The 14,614-nt window shown below is 66.0% G+C and carries 17 protein-coding genes; 9 read left to right on the forward strand and 8 right to left on the reverse strand.

Annotated features, from left to right (window positions below):
• Positions 1-71 precede the first annotated feature (71 nt).
• Both phbB and OIK40_RS03130 read right to left on the reverse strand, forming a co-directional pair.
• On the reverse strand, positions 72-794 hold the full coding sequence (gene phbB / locus OIK40_RS03125) for an acetoacetyl-CoA reductase (protein ID WP_273676140.1): 723 nt from the start codon (positions 792-794) through the stop codon (positions 72-74).
• 109 nt (positions 795-903) lie between these two features.
• A complete protein-coding gene (locus tag OIK40_RS03130) occupies positions 904-1,659 on the reverse strand; it encodes a hypothetical protein (protein ID WP_273676142.1) in 756 nt (251 codons plus the stop codon).
• Positions 1,660-2,064: 405 nt separating this feature from the next.
• On the opposite strand from OIK40_RS03130, the gene OIK40_RS03135 reads away from it, so the two are divergent.
• The 5 genes from OIK40_RS03135 (at position 2,065) to OIK40_RS03155 (ending at position 8,124) form a co-directional block, all read left to right on the forward strand.
• Entirely contained in the window at positions 2,065-2,487 is a 423-nt protein-coding gene (locus tag OIK40_RS03135) for a DUF3576 domain-containing protein (protein ID WP_273676609.1), read from the forward strand.
• A gap of 25 nt (positions 2,488-2,512) precedes the next feature.
• Positions 2,513-5,035, forward strand: coding sequence for a leucine--tRNA ligase (leuS, locus tag OIK40_RS03140; protein ID WP_273676144.1), 2,523 nt, complete (start codon positions 2,513-2,515; stop codon positions 5,033-5,035).
• On the forward strand, positions 5,035-5,535 hold the full coding sequence (gene lptE / locus OIK40_RS03145; protein WP_273676146.1) for an LPS assembly lipoprotein LptE: 501 nt from the start codon (positions 5,035-5,037) through the stop codon (positions 5,533-5,535). The genes leuS and lptE overlap by 1 nt, the downstream gene beginning before the upstream one ends.
• Positions 5,532-6,596 (forward strand): DNA polymerase III subunit delta, encoded by a 1,065-nt coding sequence (gene holA, locus OIK40_RS03150; RefSeq protein WP_273676148.1) that lies wholly within the window; start codon positions 5,532-5,534, stop codon positions 6,594-6,596. The genes lptE and holA overlap by 4 nt, the downstream gene beginning before the upstream one ends.
• 124 nt (positions 6,597-6,720) lie before the next feature.
• Complete coding sequence (locus OIK40_RS03155) at positions 6,721-8,124, forward strand: sugar transferase (protein ID WP_273676150.1); 1,404 nt, start codon at positions 6,721-6,723, stop codon at positions 8,122-8,124.
• A 10-nt stretch (positions 8,125-8,134) separates the two neighbouring features.
• Here the strand turns inward: OIK40_RS03155 and OIK40_RS03160 are convergent, their stop codons facing one another.
• The 3 genes from OIK40_RS03160 to OIK40_RS03170 are packed head-to-tail and all read right to left on the reverse strand — an operon-like array spanning position 8,135 to position 10,008.
• On the reverse strand, positions 8,135-8,704 hold the full coding sequence (locus tag OIK40_RS03160; RefSeq protein ID WP_273676152.1) for an LptA/OstA family protein: 570 nt from the start codon (positions 8,702-8,704) through the stop codon (positions 8,135-8,137).
• A complete protein-coding gene (lptC, locus tag OIK40_RS03165) occupies positions 8,704-9,372 on the reverse strand; it encodes an LPS export ABC transporter periplasmic protein LptC (protein WP_273676154.1) in 669 nt (222 codons plus the stop codon). The genes OIK40_RS03160 and lptC overlap by 1 nt, the downstream gene beginning before the upstream one ends.
• Before the next feature lie 15 nt (positions 9,373-9,387).
• Positions 9,388-10,008 (reverse strand): ribonuclease D, encoded by a 621-nt coding sequence (locus OIK40_RS03170; RefSeq protein WP_273676156.1) that lies wholly within the window; start codon positions 10,006-10,008, stop codon positions 9,388-9,390.
• A gap of 145 nt (positions 10,009-10,153) precedes the next feature.
• On the opposite strand from OIK40_RS03170, the gene ung reads away from it, so the two are divergent.
• From ung to OIK40_RS03185, 3 genes are all read left to right on the forward strand, one after another.
• Complete coding sequence (ung, locus tag OIK40_RS03175; RefSeq protein ID WP_273676158.1) at positions 10,154-10,837, forward strand: uracil-DNA glycosylase; 684 nt, start codon at positions 10,154-10,156, stop codon at positions 10,835-10,837.
• Positions 10,837-11,622: an enoyl-CoA hydratase gene (locus OIK40_RS03180; RefSeq protein WP_273676159.1), complete on the forward strand. Its 786-nt coding sequence runs from the start codon at positions 10,837-10,839 to the stop codon at positions 11,620-11,622. Before ung ends, OIK40_RS03180 begins: the two co-directional genes overlap by 1 nt.
• Positions 11,623-11,687: 65 nt before the next feature.
• Positions 11,688-12,434 (forward strand): SpoIIAA family protein, encoded by a 747-nt coding sequence (locus tag OIK40_RS03185; RefSeq protein WP_273676160.1) that lies wholly within the window; start codon positions 11,688-11,690, stop codon positions 12,432-12,434.
• 3 nt (positions 12,435-12,437) lie between these two features.
• Here the strand turns inward: OIK40_RS03185 and tadA are convergent, their stop codons facing one another.
• Positions 12,438-12,896: a tRNA adenosine(34) deaminase TadA gene (tadA, locus tag OIK40_RS03190; RefSeq protein WP_273676161.1), complete on the reverse strand. Its 459-nt coding sequence runs from the start codon at positions 12,894-12,896 to the stop codon at positions 12,438-12,440.
• A gap of 117 nt (positions 12,897-13,013) precedes the next feature.
• On the opposite strand from tadA, the gene rpmB reads away from it, so the two are divergent.
• Positions 13,014-13,301 (forward strand): 50S ribosomal protein L28, encoded by a 288-nt coding sequence (gene rpmB, locus OIK40_RS03195; protein ID WP_273676162.1) that lies wholly within the window; start codon positions 13,014-13,016, stop codon positions 13,299-13,301.
• Positions 13,302-13,337: 36 nt separating this feature from the next.
• Here rpmB and OIK40_RS03200 read toward each other — a convergent pair whose 3' ends face one another.
• Both OIK40_RS03200 and OIK40_RS03205 read right to left on the reverse strand, forming a co-directional pair.
• Positions 13,338-14,375, reverse strand: a complete 1,038-nt coding sequence (locus OIK40_RS03200; RefSeq protein WP_273676164.1) for an esterase-like activity of phytase family protein — start codon at positions 14,373-14,375, stop codon at positions 13,338-13,340.
• A 22-nt stretch (positions 14,376-14,397) separates the two neighbouring features.
• Complete coding sequence (locus tag OIK40_RS03205) at positions 14,398-14,607, reverse strand: DUF2093 domain-containing protein (protein WP_273676166.1); 210 nt, start codon at positions 14,605-14,607, stop codon at positions 14,398-14,400.
• Between the last annotated feature and the right edge of the window lie 7 nt (positions 14,608-14,614).

Raw genomic sequence — 14,614 nt, forward strand, 5'->3', positions numbered from 1 at the left:
TGGAGCGCAACCAGAGCGCCGACTTCGAATGGTGCGAGCGGGCCGCCGCGCGAACCCGCGCTCGGCACGCCTCAATACATGTGCTGGCCGCCATTGATGCTCATGGTCGAACCGGTCATGAAGCCGCCGTTCTCGCTGGTGAGGAAGGCCACGCCGCGGGCGATTTCCTCGGCCATGCCGAGCCGCCCGACAGGGATCTTGGCGACGATCTTTTCCAGCACTGGCGCGGGCACGGCGGCAACCATGTCGGTGTCGATATAGCCCGGCGCGATGGCGTTGACCGTCACCCCGAACTTCGCGCCCTCCTGCGCCAGTGCCTTGGTAAAGCCGTGGATGCCGGACTTGGCAGCAGCATAGTTGACCTGCCCGTACTGGCCCGCCTGCCCGTTGATCGAACCAATATTGACGATCCGGCCCCAGCCACGCTCGCGCATGCCGGGAAAGGTCGCCTTGGCCATGTTGAAGCACCCGCCAAGGTTGATGCGCATAACCTCGTTCCAGTCATCAAAGCTCATCTTGTGGAGCACCCCGTCGCGGGTAATCCCTGCATTGTTGATGACGATGTCGATCGGGCCGAACTCGGCCTCCACCGCAGCGCATCCGGCAAGGCAGGCTTCGTGATCGCCCACGTCCCACCGCCTCGCGGGGATACCGGTTTCGGCGGTGAAGGCCTGCGCCTTTTCCTCATTCCCGGCGTAATTGGCGATGACGGTGTGGCCCTGGCGCTGGAGTCGCTTGCAGATCGCCTCCCCGATCCCGCGCGTTCCTCCGGTAACGATAGCAACCCGGCCCATGGCACTCCCTCCCCTCATGCAGCAGCAGATGCGCGGCAATCTAGCCGTGCCGTAACGTCAGGGAAAGCGGGGAATAGCTATGCGTAAAGCCGGCCGCGCGGACGGGAGATCAGAACTTGATCTGCGTACCGACGTAAACGGCCTGGCTGTCCTGCACCGAATTGGTGAGCGGATCGAGCCGTTCGCGTTCCTGCGAATAGCGCACACCCGCGGTCACGTTGAGATTGGGCGAAAGCCGGAAGCTGCCACCCACGCCCACCGTCTGCGCACCGATCGAATCGAGCGTGTTGGGCGAACGACCGGCGATTTCGCGATCTTCCAGTTCGATCCGCGGCTGCAAGCGCGAAGGCTTGTCTTCGGATTTGGGCCGGGACGGTTCGAACTGCGCCAGATCGGGCAGTGCCATGCGGCGGACTTCCGAAGGCAGCTCGACCGGACGCGCAAAGCTCTTGTAACCGCGCGCCGTGCCCAGCTGGAACCGGCTGGCTTCCGGCCCGCCCAGACCGATCCCGCGGCCGAGGCCCGCGTCGATCGACTTGCGCACCGTAATCGCGCGGGCTTCCTGATTGTCGATCCGCACCGCGACCGTCACCGTGCGCTCCCGCGAAACCGGGTTCGCCCCGGCAGGGGTGAAGCGGATGCCGCGCGCCCGTGCCTTGTCGGCCACGCGCGCAGCCAGTTCGGGATCGACGGAAGCCGGAGTGAAAACATTGAGGCCCATCGCCTCAATCGAAGCGGACGCGGACGGTATGCTCTTGCCAGCCAGCGCCAGACCGGCGCTCGGCAAGGCAAGCGCCAGCACGCCGCACGCCAGCAGCGGCAGCTTGCGCTGTGCCTTTGCTGTGCTGTCCGGCCCTTGTGCCATTGCGCCAATCTTCTCCGTTCATCTGTTCCGATCAGGCTTTTGTCTGACCATAGGCAACCTTAACCCGAGGTGAGTCGCCTTGTGAACATTACCATGTGATAGGGGCACGAGTCCCGCTTGCAATGGCCTTGCCCCTACGGCGGCGGGATTCGCGCGGCACCTGTGGCTTCAGGCACACAGAATCTCCGCGGCAGCCGGTTCAGCAGGGGTAAAGCCCGCCTGCCGGAGTGTGCGCGGCGACCCTTGACGGGCCACAGCCGCCATCCCGTCGGGGTGCAAAGCTTGCATCGGCGCTTGCCGCACCCGGTGTGGGGGCTATAGAGCGGGGGCGACAGAGATGATGAGGAATTCCCGGCAGTGACACGCGCCAAAACCGCCACTTTTCGCCCGACCCTGACAAAGGTCATGACCGCCGCACTGACCGGCGGCGCGCTGCTCGCGCTTTCGGCCTGCGGCGGCAGCGCGCGTCCGCGCACCGAATTGCAGGCGGCGCAGCTGAACACCATCGGGGTCAACGCCTATCTGTGGCGCGCCGCGCTGGAGACGGTGAGCTTCGCCCCGCTGCTTCAGGCCGACAGCAATGGCGGCGTGATCGTGACCGACTGGTACGCCAATCCCGCCAACCCCGGTGAACGCGTAAAGCTGACCGTGACCATCCTTGACCAGGATCTGCGCGCCGATGCGCTGCGTGTCGCGGCAAGCCGTCAGGTTTCGGAAAGCGGCAACTGGGTCGAAGCCCCGGTGCAGGCGGCGACGGTGCAGAAGCTGGAGGACATCATCCTCACCAAGGCGCGCGACCTGCGCCGTCAGGCGCTCGCTTCGTCCTGAGACCCATTCCGCAAGGCCATTCCGCATGACCGACACCCGCTTCGATCCGTCTGTCGCCGACGGACGCTGGCAGCGCGCATGGGCTGAAGCCGGCACCTTCACCGCCGATTCCGACAGCGCGAAGCCGAAAAGTTACATCCTCGAGATGTTCCCCTATCCTTCGGGGCGCATCCACATGGGCCACGTGCGCAACTACACCATGGGCGACGTGCTGGCGCGTTATCAGAAGATGCGCGGGTTCGAGGTGCTGCACCCGATGGGCTGGGACGCCTTCGGGATGCCGGCCGAAAACGCCGCGATGGAAAAGGGCGTGCACCCCGGCGGCTGGACGCGCCAGAACATCGCGCAGATGAAGGCGCAATTGCAGCGCATCGGCTTCGCGCTCGACTGGACGCGCGAATTCGCCACCTGCGATCCCGAATATTACGGCCACGAACAGGCGCTGTTCCTCGATCTGTATGAGGCGGGGCTGGTCTACCGCAAGGAATCGACCGTCAACTGGGACCCGGTCGACATGACCGTGCTCGCCAATGAGCAGGTGATCGACGGCAAGGGCTGGCGTTCGGGTGCCGAGGTCGAAAAGCGCAAGCTGAACCAGTGGTTCCTGAAGATCACCGACTTTGCGGACGATCTGCTCGAGGGGCTCGATAGCCTCGAGGACTGGCCGGAAAAGGTCCGGTTGATGCAGGAGAACTGGATCGGGAAGTCTTCCGGTCTGGAATTCTCGTTCGATCTATCGGACGGCGGCAAGCTGGCGGTCTATTCGACCCGCCCCGACACCATCTTCGGCGCGAGCTTCTGCGCCATCGCCGCGGACCACCCGATCGCGCAAGCGCTGGCGAGCGATCCGGAGGTCGCCGCGTTCATCGATCAGTGCAAGAAGGGCGCGGCCACGGCCGCAGCGCTCGAAACGGCGGAAAAGCTGGGCTATCGCACGCCGATCACTGCGAAGCATCCCTTCACGGGGGCGGCGCTGCCGGTTTTCATCGCCAACTTCGTGCTGATGGAATACGGCACCGGCGCGGTGATGGGCGTGCCGGGCCACGACCAGCGCGACTTCGAATTCGCGACCAAATACGGATTGCCGATCGCGCGCGTCGTCGCGTCCGATCCGGCCAAGGCCGATGAACCCTTCAAGGGCGAAGCCGAGGCGGGCGACGGGATTATCGTCAATTCCGACTTCCTCAACGGCATGAGTGTCGAGGACGCCAAGCACGCCGTCATCACCCGCGCCGAAGAAGGCGGCTGGGGTGAAGGCCGTACCGTATGGCGCCTGCGCGACTGGGGCGTTTCCCGCCAGCGTTACTGGGGGACGCCGATCCCCTTCATCCATTGCGATACCTGCGGCGTGGTGCCGGTGCCGAAAGAGCAGCTGCCCGTCACTCTGCCCGAGGATGTCAGCTTCGACATTCCCGGCAACCCGCTCGAACGCCACCCGACGTGGAAGCATGTGGACTGCCCCAAATGCGGCAAAGCGGCGCGGCGCGAGACTGATACGCTCGACACTTTCGTCGACAGCTCGTGGTATTTCCTGCGCTTCGCCAGCCAGCCCGCCGACCGCCCGTTCGACCCGGAAGAGGTCGCCAAGTGGATGCCGGTGCAGCACTACATCGGCGGCATCGAGCACGCGATCCTGCACCTGCTCTACGCCCGTTTCTGGACCCGCGCGCTGGCCCACACCGGCAAGATCGCGGTGCAGGAGCCGTTTGCGGCGCTGTTCACGCAAGGGATGGTGACGCACGAGACCTATAGCCGCATCGACGAAGCGCGCGGCGTGCCGGTGTTCTTCGGCCCCGAGGAAGTCGACCGGACTTCTGAGGGTGCGTTGTTGCTCGCCGATGGCGCTCCGGTCGAAGTCGGCCGCGTCATCAAGATGTCGAAGTCGAAGAAGAACGTCGTCGACCCCGATGCAATCATCGCCCGCCACGGGGCAGACGCGGTGCGCTGGTTCATGCTGTCGGATTCTCCGCCCGAACGCGACCTGCCGTGGTCCGATGCGGGGATCGAAGGCTGCGCGCGCTTCGTCCAGCGCCTGTGGCGGTTGTTCAGCGCCCATGATGCGGGCGCGACGGGCGAGGACAAGGCTCTGGACCGCAAGACCCATCAGACCATCGCTGCGGTCGCCTCGGACATCGAGGCGCTGGGCTTCAACAAGGCGGTGGCGCGCATTTACGAACTGACCGGCGCGACCGAGAAAGCCGCGCCTTCCGCCAGCCGCTCCGCCGCGATCCGCGCGCTTGTCCATCTCGCCGCGCCGATGATGCCGCACCTCGCCGAGGAAGCATGGACGAACATGGGCGGGACGGGCCTTATTGCCGACGCCCCCTGGCCCGAAATCGATCCCGCGCTGCTGGTGGATGACGAGGTTACCATCGCGATCCAGCACATGGGCAAGCTGCGCGACACCGTCACCGCGCCCAAGGGTTCTTCGAAGGAAGATCTCGAAGCGCTGGCGCTGGCTTCGGCCAACCTGCAACGCTCGGTCGATGGCGCGGCGATCCGCAAGGTCATTGTCGTGCCCGACCGATTGGTGAATATCGTCACCTGATGCGCAACGCCCTCGCCCTGCTGGCTCTGTTCGCCCTTCCCGCCTGCGGCCTTTCGCCGATGTATGCGGGTGGCGGATCGGCGGCGGTGGCGCAGGGGCTGGCAGCGGTGGAGGTGCCGGCGATTCCCGGGCAGGGCGGCTGGCTGGTGAGAAACGCGTTGCAGAACCGTCTCGGCATCGCAGGCGAGGCGGGGGCTGCCTACCGGCTCGATGTGCGGCTCGACGATTCGCTCGAAGCGCTGGGCGTGCTTAACGACGACACCATCAGCCGCGAGCGCCGGATCCTGCGCGCGCGGTACCAGCTGGTCGATGCCGCGAGCGGCGAAATCCTGCTCGATGCAACCGCCGGTTCGGATGCCGGGATCGACGTGGTTTCTTCTGAATATGCGACCATCGCGGCCGAACAGAAGGCGCTGGAAAACCTCGCCCGCGAAGTGGCCGAACAAATGGCGACGCAGGTCTCGCTGGCTTTGCGGGCGCGCGCCAACACGGCGCCATGAAAGCAACCCAACGCGATTTTCTGCGCGGTCTCCCGAGCGGGACCGAAAGCTGTTCGATCTTTTTCTTCTGCGGCCCCGACGAAGCCGGAGCCAGCGCCGCCGCCAACCGCGTCGCTGCCGCACTGCCCGATGCGGGTGAGCGGATCGAGCTCGCCGGGGCGGACATCAAGCGTGATCCCGCGCTGCTGGGCGACGAAGCGCGCTCGACCTCGCTATTCGGCGGCAAGCGCCATATCTGGGTGCGCGCAACCGGAGACGAGGCGCATGACGCGCTCCAGACCCTGATCGAAACCGGCGAGGCGGGCGCGGGCGAAGCCGCACCGGTGCTGGTGGTGGCCACCTCCGCCACCGACAAGTCGCGCACGGCCAAGCTGCTGGAAAAGCGCAAGGATGCGCTGGTGGCGATGTTCCATCCGCCAGACCTATCGGCGGTGGCGAGCGCGGTGCGGGGCATGGCTGACGCCGCGGGCCTGAGGCTGGGGGGCGATCTGGCCGAACGCATCGCCCGCGCCGCCGGGCTCGACGTGCGTCTGGCGCAGTCCGAAGTGTCCAAGCTGGCGCTCTATTGCGATGCCGACCCGCGGTCGCCCAAGCCTGCCACACCCGAAGACCACGCCGCGATCGGCGCGGCGACCGAGGAGGATGGCTTCGCCCCGCTGGTCAATGCAGTGCTAGGCGGAGAACTCAACCGCGTGAGCGGCGAGGTGCGGCGGATGCGCGAACTCGGCCTCAACCCGGTCGGGCTGGCGCTGGCGCTGGAGCGGCGCGCGGCACAACTGGCCCAGATCACCGCCTATCTCGGCCCGCGCGGCGCGTTCGACCGGCTCGACAAGGGCGAACAGGCCCGGCTCGGCATCTTCTTCAAGGAAGCGCGCGACATCCGCCAGCAACTTGACCGCTGGCGCCAGCCCGCCACACGCGGTTCGCGCGAAACGCGGCTTGACCGGCTGATCCCGCGGCTTGCGGAATTGCACCGCACGCTATTGGCCAATAGTCAGGCGGCCGAGCTTTTGCTGGCGCAGGAGCTCGCCGAAATTGCCCGTTTTGCCGCAAAGCGGTAGCAAAACGTGACAAGCCACATTTCGCAACCGCACAAACACCCCTTCCCTCTGTAACATTACGTATCTAAGGAACCCCCAACGGTAATGCCTCATGGGGGGTCGCACCTTTGGGGGAAAGGTCAGAATGAATCGCGTTACGCCGAAACTCCCGGGCTCGGTCCGGAATGAGAATGTCGAGCGTAACCTTGCTCCCTCGCTCGAGCGGCGGAGGCTGCGTGCCTATGCGCTGATGATGCTGGCAGACGGGCTGCTGATCTTTTTCGCTTTCGCTCTGGCCGGGTGGGTGTGGGAAGCAGTCTGGGCACATCCGCGCACGATGCTTGCCGCGAATGCGTTGCTGCCCGTCTATTACACCATCGCGCTGTATAATGGCTCCTATGGCCTCACAGCCCTATCGGACTGGCTGTTCGCGGTGCGCAAGGCGATGGTCGGGCTGGCGATCTCGGCGGGACTGATCAATCTCATCGCCTTCTACGCGAAGTCCAACGACGATTTCTCGCGCGCGTCGGTCACGCTCGCCCTGCTATTCACGGCGATCTTCGTCATCACCCTGCGCCGCGCGATGGCCCTGCTGATCCGGCGGCGCTGGAAGGGCAGGATTATCAATCGGCTGGTGATCGACGACGGCGGATCGGGCTTTCCCAGCCCCGATGCCGTGGTGATTTCGGCCGCTGAATACAGGCTCGATCCCGCCAGCCACGATCCCTTCATGCTTGATCGGCTGGGCAAGCTGCTGCGCAACCAAGATCACGTCGTCATCAGCTGCCCGCGCGAGCGGCGCGAACAATGGGCCTTCCTGCTGAAATCGGCCGGGGTCTATGGCGAGATCGTGAGCGAACCTGCGCAGAGCCTCGGCGCGGTCGGCGTGCATCACTACGACGCGCTCGACCGAACCACGCTGGTGGTCTCCACCGGCCCGCTCGGCCTGCGTGCGCGGATCACGAAGCGCGCCTTCGATACGCTGGCGGCGGCGGGCGGACTGCTGGTGCTGTCGCCGATCCTGATTGCGGTGGCCGTGGCGATCAAGCTTGAGGACGGCGGCCCGGTGCTGTTCGTCCAGCGCCGCCTTGGCCGCGGCAACCAGTTCTTCGATATGTACAAGTTCCGTTCGATGCGGGTCGAGAAGCTCGATCACGACGGAAGCCGCTCGGCCGCGCGCGACGACGATCGCATCACCCGCATCGGGGCTTTTATCCGCCGCACCAGCATCGACGAGCTGCCGCAGCTGCTCAATGTGCTGAAGGGTGACATGTCGATCGTCGGCCCGCGCCCGCACGCACTCGGCAGTCAGGCCAACAACAAGTTCTTCTGGGAAGTCGATCGCAAATACTGGCAGCGCCACAGCCTCAAGCCGGGCCTGACCGGGCTGGCGCAGGTGCGCGGCCATCGCGGCGCGACCGAGCTGGAGAAGGACCTGACCGACCGGCTCCAGTCCGATCTGGAATATATCGCCGACTGGTCACTGCTGCGCGATCTGGAAATCGTGCTCAGGACCCTGATGGTGCTCAAGCACGAAAACGCCTACTGACGCAGCTGCCTCAGGGCTTGTCCTTGTCGCGCTGCGGAACGGTAAAGGTGCCGGTCACGCGCGCCGGAGCCCCAGCCGCACCGCCCGAGGGGCTGCCGTCAACGCTGGAAATGCCGCTTTCAAGGTCGATCACCAGCCGTCCGCCATTGAGCGTGTCGCTGCCGCGGCGCAGGCGCACATCGCCAGCCATGGTGATGATCCGGCGGTTGAAATCGTAGATTGCATTGTCGCCGCTGGCGCGCTCGTCGCCGCGGGTCACCACCACGCCGCCGGTGGCGGTGATGCGCTGTATCTCCAGCCCGTCGCCGTCGGTGTAGTTGACCAGCATGCGGTCCGAACGGATGGTGAGATCGGCCTGGGTTACCGTCACCCCGTTACTGAACACCACCCGGTTGGCGCGGTCCTGCAATTCGATCCGGCCTGCCTGGTAATCCACCGGCGCGCGTGAATCGTGGCTGGCGATGGACTGGGCGCGCAAGGCCATCCCGCCGGCCAGGGCCAGTGTCAGGACGAAACCGCCGGTCGCCCAGCTTGCGGCGAGGCGGCGGCGCGACGCGCGGGGGGTGGAATGATTCGTCATCACGGCATCCTCAACTTGCCCGGGATCATGGTCAGCCGCGCATCGCCTTCAAGGGTGATGGTGCGCGCGGAAAGATCGGCACGGATCGACCGGGCGGAAAATGTGCCGGCCGGAACTTCGCCCGACACGCCTTCGTCACCGCGCATCAGCCGCGCCTTGAGATCGACCGAGACCCCTTGCGCAACCATGCTGTAACCGTCGTTCGCGGTCAGCCGCACCGGTCCATCCACCGCCACGGTTTCGGCCTCGATATCATAGGTTCCGCCTTGCGCACTCAGCCGGGCGGGGCCGTCGGCGAGCACCATCTGCGCGACCAGATCGCGCATCCGCACCAGCCCTTCGATACTCGAACGCTGCACCGCTTCGCCCGCCATCAGCGAGAAGGGGCGCCCCTTGTCGTCGCGCCCGCGATACATCGCATTGTCGACCGACAGCCGCTCGTCGATCAGCGCCACCTTGTTGCGATCGAGCAGAAAGCTGACTTCGCCGCGGGGCGAAAGCGGGGTGATGATCATCAGCGCGGCGACGATCCCGACCAGCATCGGCAAGGCCCGCGCCAGAAAGCCCACCAGACGATCATGCGAACCACCGGGCGCGGCGAAGTGCTGGCGGCGGCTGCGCAGCATCCGGGCTTCGTTGGTCTCGATCTGGGTGTGACTGCTGATCATGGCCCGCGCGCAGCCTTATGCGTGAGCGAAGATGTCGGCTTCGGGCCACCCGGCAAGATCAAGCAGGGCGCGCGCAGGCAGGAAGTCGAAGCACGCCTGCGCCAGATGGGTGCGCCCTTCGCGTTCCAGCCGGACAACCAGTTCGTCACGCAGCCGGTGGAGATAGCGCACGTCGCTCGCGGCGTAATCGCGCTGTGCATCGGACAGCACCGGCCCGCCCCAGTCGCTCGACTGCTGCTGCTTCGACAGGCTTTCTCCGAGCAGTTCCTCGACGAGGTTCTTGAGCCCATGACGGTCGGTGTAGGTGCGGGTCAGGCGGCTGGCGATCTTGGTGCAGAATACCGGCGCGGCCATGATGCCGAGATAGTGCTGCAACGCGGCCAGATCGAAGCGCGCGAAATGATAGAGCTTCACCCGCGACGTATCGGCCAGCACCGCCTTCAGATTGGGCGCGTCATAGCTGCTGCCGGGATTGAAGCGCACCAGATGCTCGTCACCCGAACCGTCGGACAATTGCACCACGCACAGCCTGTCGCGCGGGGTGATAAGGCCCATGGTCTCGGTATCCACTGCAATCGCCCCCGCGCCGGCGAGCACGCCTTCGGGCAGGTCTTCTTCGTGAAAATGCACAGCCATGGGGCACGCCCTACGCCGATTGGGGAAAGAGGGAAAGGGCTCTGTGGCGCGGACTGCGAACCTGGCCTAACCCGTTCGTGTCGAGCGCTGCCGAGACGCCTTTGATCGGGCCCCTCGACTGCGCTCGAGGCGAAGGGAGTCTGGTGTGTCGGAAAGCATTCCCGAAAGCTGGCGCCCCGCGCTCGAACCAGCACTTGCCACACCCGAGGCGCGGCGGCTGGGCGGCTGGCTGAAGGCTGAGGAGGCCGCGGGCAAGCAGATCTATCCGCCGCGCGGAACCCGCCTCGCCGCGCTCGCGCTGACTTCGCTGGAGGACGTGCGCTGCGTGATTCTGGGGCAGGATCCCTATCACGGCCCCGGACAGGCGCACGGGCTGGCGTTTTCGGTGCAGGGCGGGGTGCGCCCGCCGCCCAGCCTCGTGAACATCTACAAGGAGCTGGAAAGCGACCTTGGCCTGGCGCGCCCGGCAACCGGCGACCTGTCGAAATGGGCGAAGCAAGGCGTGCTGCTGCTCAACAACACGCTCACGGTCGAGGCAGGGCAGGCGGGTAGCCATGCGGGCCGGGGCTGGGACGCGATTACCGATGCCGCCGTCGCCGCGGTGGCGGAATGCGACGTGCCGACCGTGTTCATCCTGTGGGGCAGCCATGCGAAGAAGAAAGCGGGTCGCATCCCCGCACTCGGGCGGAGCGAGGCGCATCTGGTGCTGAGCTCGGCCCACCCCAGCCCGCTATCGGCGCATAACGGCTTTTTCGGCTCGCGCCCGTTCAGCAAGGCGAACGCCTTTCTCGAAAGCCATGGTCGCGGCGCAATCGACTGGAGTTTGTAATGTCCGATGATGTAGTCCTGCTCGAGGTGGCCGATGGTATTGCTACCGTCACCCTCAACCGTCCGCAGGCGATGAATGCACTCAACCGCGCGCTGAGGAAGCGGCTTGCCGAAGTGATGCGGGCCGTCGATGCCGACGAGGCCGTTCGCGCGGTGATCCTGACCGGCGCGGGAGAGCGCGCCTTCACTGCCGGCCTCGACTTGAAGGAACTCGGCAGCGAGGAAGGCGCGCTGGGCAGCGCCAACGCCACCGATCCGGCGGACAATCCGGTTAAGGCGATCGAGCTGTGCCGCAAGCCGGTGATCGGCGCGATCAACGGTGTCGCGATCACCGGCGGTTTCGAAGTCGCGCTCGCCTGCGATGTCCTGATCGCCAGCACCAATGCCCGCTTTGCCGATACCCACGCGCGGGTCGGGATCGTGCCGGGCTGGGGGCTGTCGCAGAAACTCAGCCGCATGATCGGCATTTCCCGCGCCAAGGAACTGGCCTTCACCGGCAACTTCCTCGACGCCGCCACCGCGCACAGTTGGGGGCTGGTGAACCACGTGGTCGCACCCGACGAAATGCTCCCGCTGGCACGCAGGCTCGCCGCCGACATGGCGGGGATCGATCCCGCCTTTCTGGCGAACTACAAGCGCCTGATCGACGACGGCTATGCCAAGAGCTTCGGCGAGGGGCTTGCGCTGGAGGCCGAACGATCCAGCGCCGCGAACAGTGCCGTTGCGCCTGAAGAGGTCGAAGCCCGCCGTGCCGCGGTACAGGAACGCGGGCGGACACAGGGATAACCCAAGGTGGCGCCGCTGGTGCCAAAGGCGTAAACTTGTTTTGCCCCGCGGCAGAAGGATACGCCATGATTGATATCGAACGCATTTCGCCCAAGGCCCACCGCATGGCCGTCTATGGCGAGATCACGCCCGACGACACGGCCAAGTTCGTCGCCTTTGCCAAGGCGCAGAACGAAGCGGGCGAAGGCGGCAATATCCTGATCGACATGGTCTCCATGGCCGGCTTTTCATGGGCTGCCGTGGCCGAGGAACTGGCCCATGTTCCCGCGCTGATGCAGTGGCTCTACCGGCTCGACCGGATCGCGCTGGTCGCGGACGAGGGCTGGATCCGCAGCATGGCACGGCTTGAAAGCGCATTGCTGCCCGGGGTGGTCTACGCGGTCTACGACGCCGACGAGGCCGAAGCCGCGCGCGCCTGGGTGCTAGAGGAAAGCAACCGGCCCCACAGCGGCGCAGTGCAGGCGCGTGACAAAGGCACGGACGTCGTCGTGATCGAGCTGACCGGCCGACTGGATCGCACTGAAGCCGAAAACGGGCTCGATCTGGTGCGTGCGCGGCTCGACATGAGCGGCGCGCGCAAACTGATGGTGGTGGTGCGCAAGTGGCACGGCTTCGATCCCGATGCCGCGCTCAGCACCCATGTGATGCAGGGCAAGATCGAACTGCTCGCAAGGCTCGATCGCTATGCTCTGGTCGGCGGCCCGGGCTGGCTGCGGCAGATGGCGGACACGTTCGGCCCACTGGTCAAACCCGAAGTGCGCAGCTTTGCGGATGGTGAGGACGCCGCCGCGCTGGCGTGGCTGCGGGGCTGATCGCTACTGCCGCCGCTCGCGGAAAAACCCGCGCAGCAACTCTGCCGCCTCGGCCTCGCCGATGCCGGAATAGACTTCGGGCCGGTGCAGGCATTGCTCCTGCTCGAACACCCGCGCACCGTGCTCCACCGCACCGCCCTTGGGGTCGCTGGCAGCGTAATAGAGCCGCGCGATCCGCGCATGGGCAATCGCGCCCGCGCACATGGCGCAGGGCTCCAGCGTCACCCACAGCTCGCAATCCGTCAGACGTTCATCGCCCAGCGCCTGCGCCGCGCGGCGAATCGCGAGGATTTCGGCATGGGCGGTGGGATCGTGGTCCGTCCGGGGGGAATTATGCGCCTCGGCGATCACGCGTCCGTCCTTGACGATCACCGCGCCGATCGGCACTTCGCCAGCGTCAGCCGCCGCCCGCGCGGCCGCGAGCGCGCGTTGCATCGGCAAGGGAAGCGGCCAGTTGGTCATCCCTGCCGGGCTAGCCGGGGCGAGCGAGGGGCGCAACTTGCTTGACGATTCGGCCTTGCCCCGTTATGCGCGCCGCTTTCCCGGACCACATCCGAACTTTACGAGAAGAGACACACCATGTCGCGCATCTGCGAACTGACCGGCAAGGGCCGCCAGGTCGGCCACAACGTGAGCCACGCCAACAACAAGACCAAGCGCGTGTTCCTGCCCAACCTGCAGAACGTCACGCTGATGAGCGAGAAGCTCGATCGCAGCTTCAAGTTCCGCGTGTCGACCCACGGTCTGCGCTCGGTGGAACACAATGGCGGGCTTGACAACTGGCTGCTCAAGACCAGCGACGACAAGCTTTCGGCCAACGCGCTGAAGGTGAAGCGCGAGCTGATCAAGGCACAGGCCGCCGCCTAAGCCGCGCCTGTCCCCCGCGGGACGGCAGCGATTCGATCAAGCGTCCGGGTTTCCGGGCGCTTTTTCGTTTTTTCTCGCCTCGGGTTGCGCAGGCCGCGCGCCCCAGTCGAATCGCACCAGCAGGCTGCGCTGGAAGATCGAGAAATTGTCGTCCGACACCAGCCACACTGCGCCGCGCGAAGGATCTTCCGCCGCAGGAACAAAGGCGATTCCCTCGAAATTGTCGGCAAACACCCCGCCGCTGAGGCGCTGGATGATTCGCGCAGGCCAGGGCTCGTCCGTTTTGATCTTGCTCGGATCAGCAATCGCGATGGCCGTGTCGAACCGGGCCGGGATCGCAAATTCGACCCGCCGCAGCAGGATCAGCACCCGTCCATCAGGCAATTGCGTCGCATCGACCGGATCATAACCGGGCCATGAGGCGAAACGGAACGCCTCGGGCGTCTGCGCTTCGACCGGATCGCCTGCGAACAGCAATCCGCGATGTTCAGCATTGCTGCCGCGCTGCGCGCCTTCGGCCAGCACCAGAAACCGCCCGTCGGCAAGGCGCTCCATGGTCTCCGGCCCGCTATTGCTGCTCCACCGCGCCATTTCGGGCGGGCGGCGCGAAAGGCGCGAACCATCCGGCCCGAACCGTTCGATCAGATTGAAGTTCTCGAAAGCGGCCCAGACGGTGCCGCTGGCAGGATCGCGGGTGAGGGCTTCGAGATCGACCAGCTCCTTGCGCGGGGCCATTTCGCGGCCGATGAAGCGGAAGCTGCCCGGCGCGGCACGGGGCGCACCTCCGTCAAGATCAAGGTCGAGCAGCCAGCCGCGGTCGCTGCCGACAATCAGCCTCTGCCCCTCGCCTTTCACCAGGGCTGAAAAGCCGCCGAACCAGCCATGCGCCGATGTCAGTTCCCATGCGCCGGTGAGGGTCAGATCACCCGAGACCCCCTCCCGCTCGGCCACCGGCGTGATCGTCACGACCGCGACATCGCTGCGCAGTCCGGTGCGGGTACGGACAAAGGTGCCGGGGGCCAACCCGGCAACGACAATGACGAAAATCAGCCAGCGAAACGTCCGCGCGCGCACCGGGAACCGCGGGCGCAGTAGGTCAGGCGCGGTCGAGGCCGAGCAGGCGGCGTGTCGCGATCTCGCACGAGGCATAGGCCTCCTGCCGCTCGGCGCTCCAGTAGCGCAGTTCGGCGAGCGCGATCGCCTCACCCGTCACTGCGCACAACACGTGGTTGCCCGGGCGCAGCACGCGGAAGCTCGAAGGGCCGTAATACAGCTTGGCGGTCTTGTCGGCGGAGGACATCAGCATGGCGAAC

Source organism: Erythrobacter fulvus (assembly GCF_028595285.1).
Lineage (GTDB): Bacteria > Pseudomonadota > Alphaproteobacteria > Sphingomonadales > Sphingomonadaceae > Erythrobacter > Erythrobacter fulvus.

Coding starts and splice junctions, on each gene's coding strand:
- phbB (WP_273676140.1), bottom strand. CDS start 794: ATGGGCCGGGTTGCTATCGTTACCGGAGGAACGCGCGGGATCGGGGAG.
- OIK40_RS03130 (WP_273676142.1), bottom strand. CDS start 1,659: ATGGCACAAGGGCCGGACAGCACAGCAAAGGCACAGCGCAAGCTGCCG.
- OIK40_RS03135 (WP_273676609.1), top strand. CDS start 2,065: ATGACCGCCGCACTGACCGGCGGCGCGCTGCTCGCGCTTTCGGCCTGC.
- leuS (WP_273676144.1), top strand. CDS start 2,513: ATGACCGACACCCGCTTCGATCCGTCTGTCGCCGACGGACGCTGGCAG.
- lptE (WP_273676146.1), top strand. CDS start 5,035: ATGCGCAACGCCCTCGCCCTGCTGGCTCTGTTCGCCCTTCCCGCCTGC.
- holA (WP_273676148.1), top strand. CDS start 5,532: ATGAAAGCAACCCAACGCGATTTTCTGCGCGGTCTCCCGAGCGGGACC.
- OIK40_RS03155 (WP_273676150.1), top strand. CDS start 6,721: ATGAATCGCGTTACGCCGAAACTCCCGGGCTCGGTCCGGAATGAGAAT.
- OIK40_RS03160 (WP_273676152.1), bottom strand. CDS start 8,704: ATGACGAATCATTCCACCCCCCGCGCGTCGCGCCGCCGCCTCGCCGCA.
- lptC (WP_273676154.1), bottom strand. CDS start 9,372: ATGATCAGCAGTCACACCCAGATCGAGACCAACGAAGCCCGGATGCTG.
- OIK40_RS03170 (WP_273676156.1), bottom strand. CDS start 10,008: ATGGCTGTGCATTTTCACGAAGAAGACCTGCCCGAAGGCGTGCTCGCC.
- OIK40_RS03180 (WP_273676159.1), top strand. CDS start 10,837: ATGTCCGATGATGTAGTCCTGCTCGAGGTGGCCGATGGTATTGCTACC.
- OIK40_RS03185 (WP_273676160.1), top strand. CDS start 11,688: ATGATTGATATCGAACGCATTTCGCCCAAGGCCCACCGCATGGCCGTC.
- tadA (WP_273676161.1), bottom strand. CDS start 12,896: ATGACCAACTGGCCGCTTCCCTTGCCGATGCAACGCGCGCTCGCGGCC.
- rpmB (WP_273676162.1), top strand. CDS start 13,014: ATGTCGCGCATCTGCGAACTGACCGGCAAGGGCCGCCAGGTCGGCCAC.
- OIK40_RS03205 (WP_273676166.1), bottom strand. CDS start 14,607: ATGCTGATGTCCTCCGCCGACAAGACCGCCAAGCTGTATTACGGCCCT.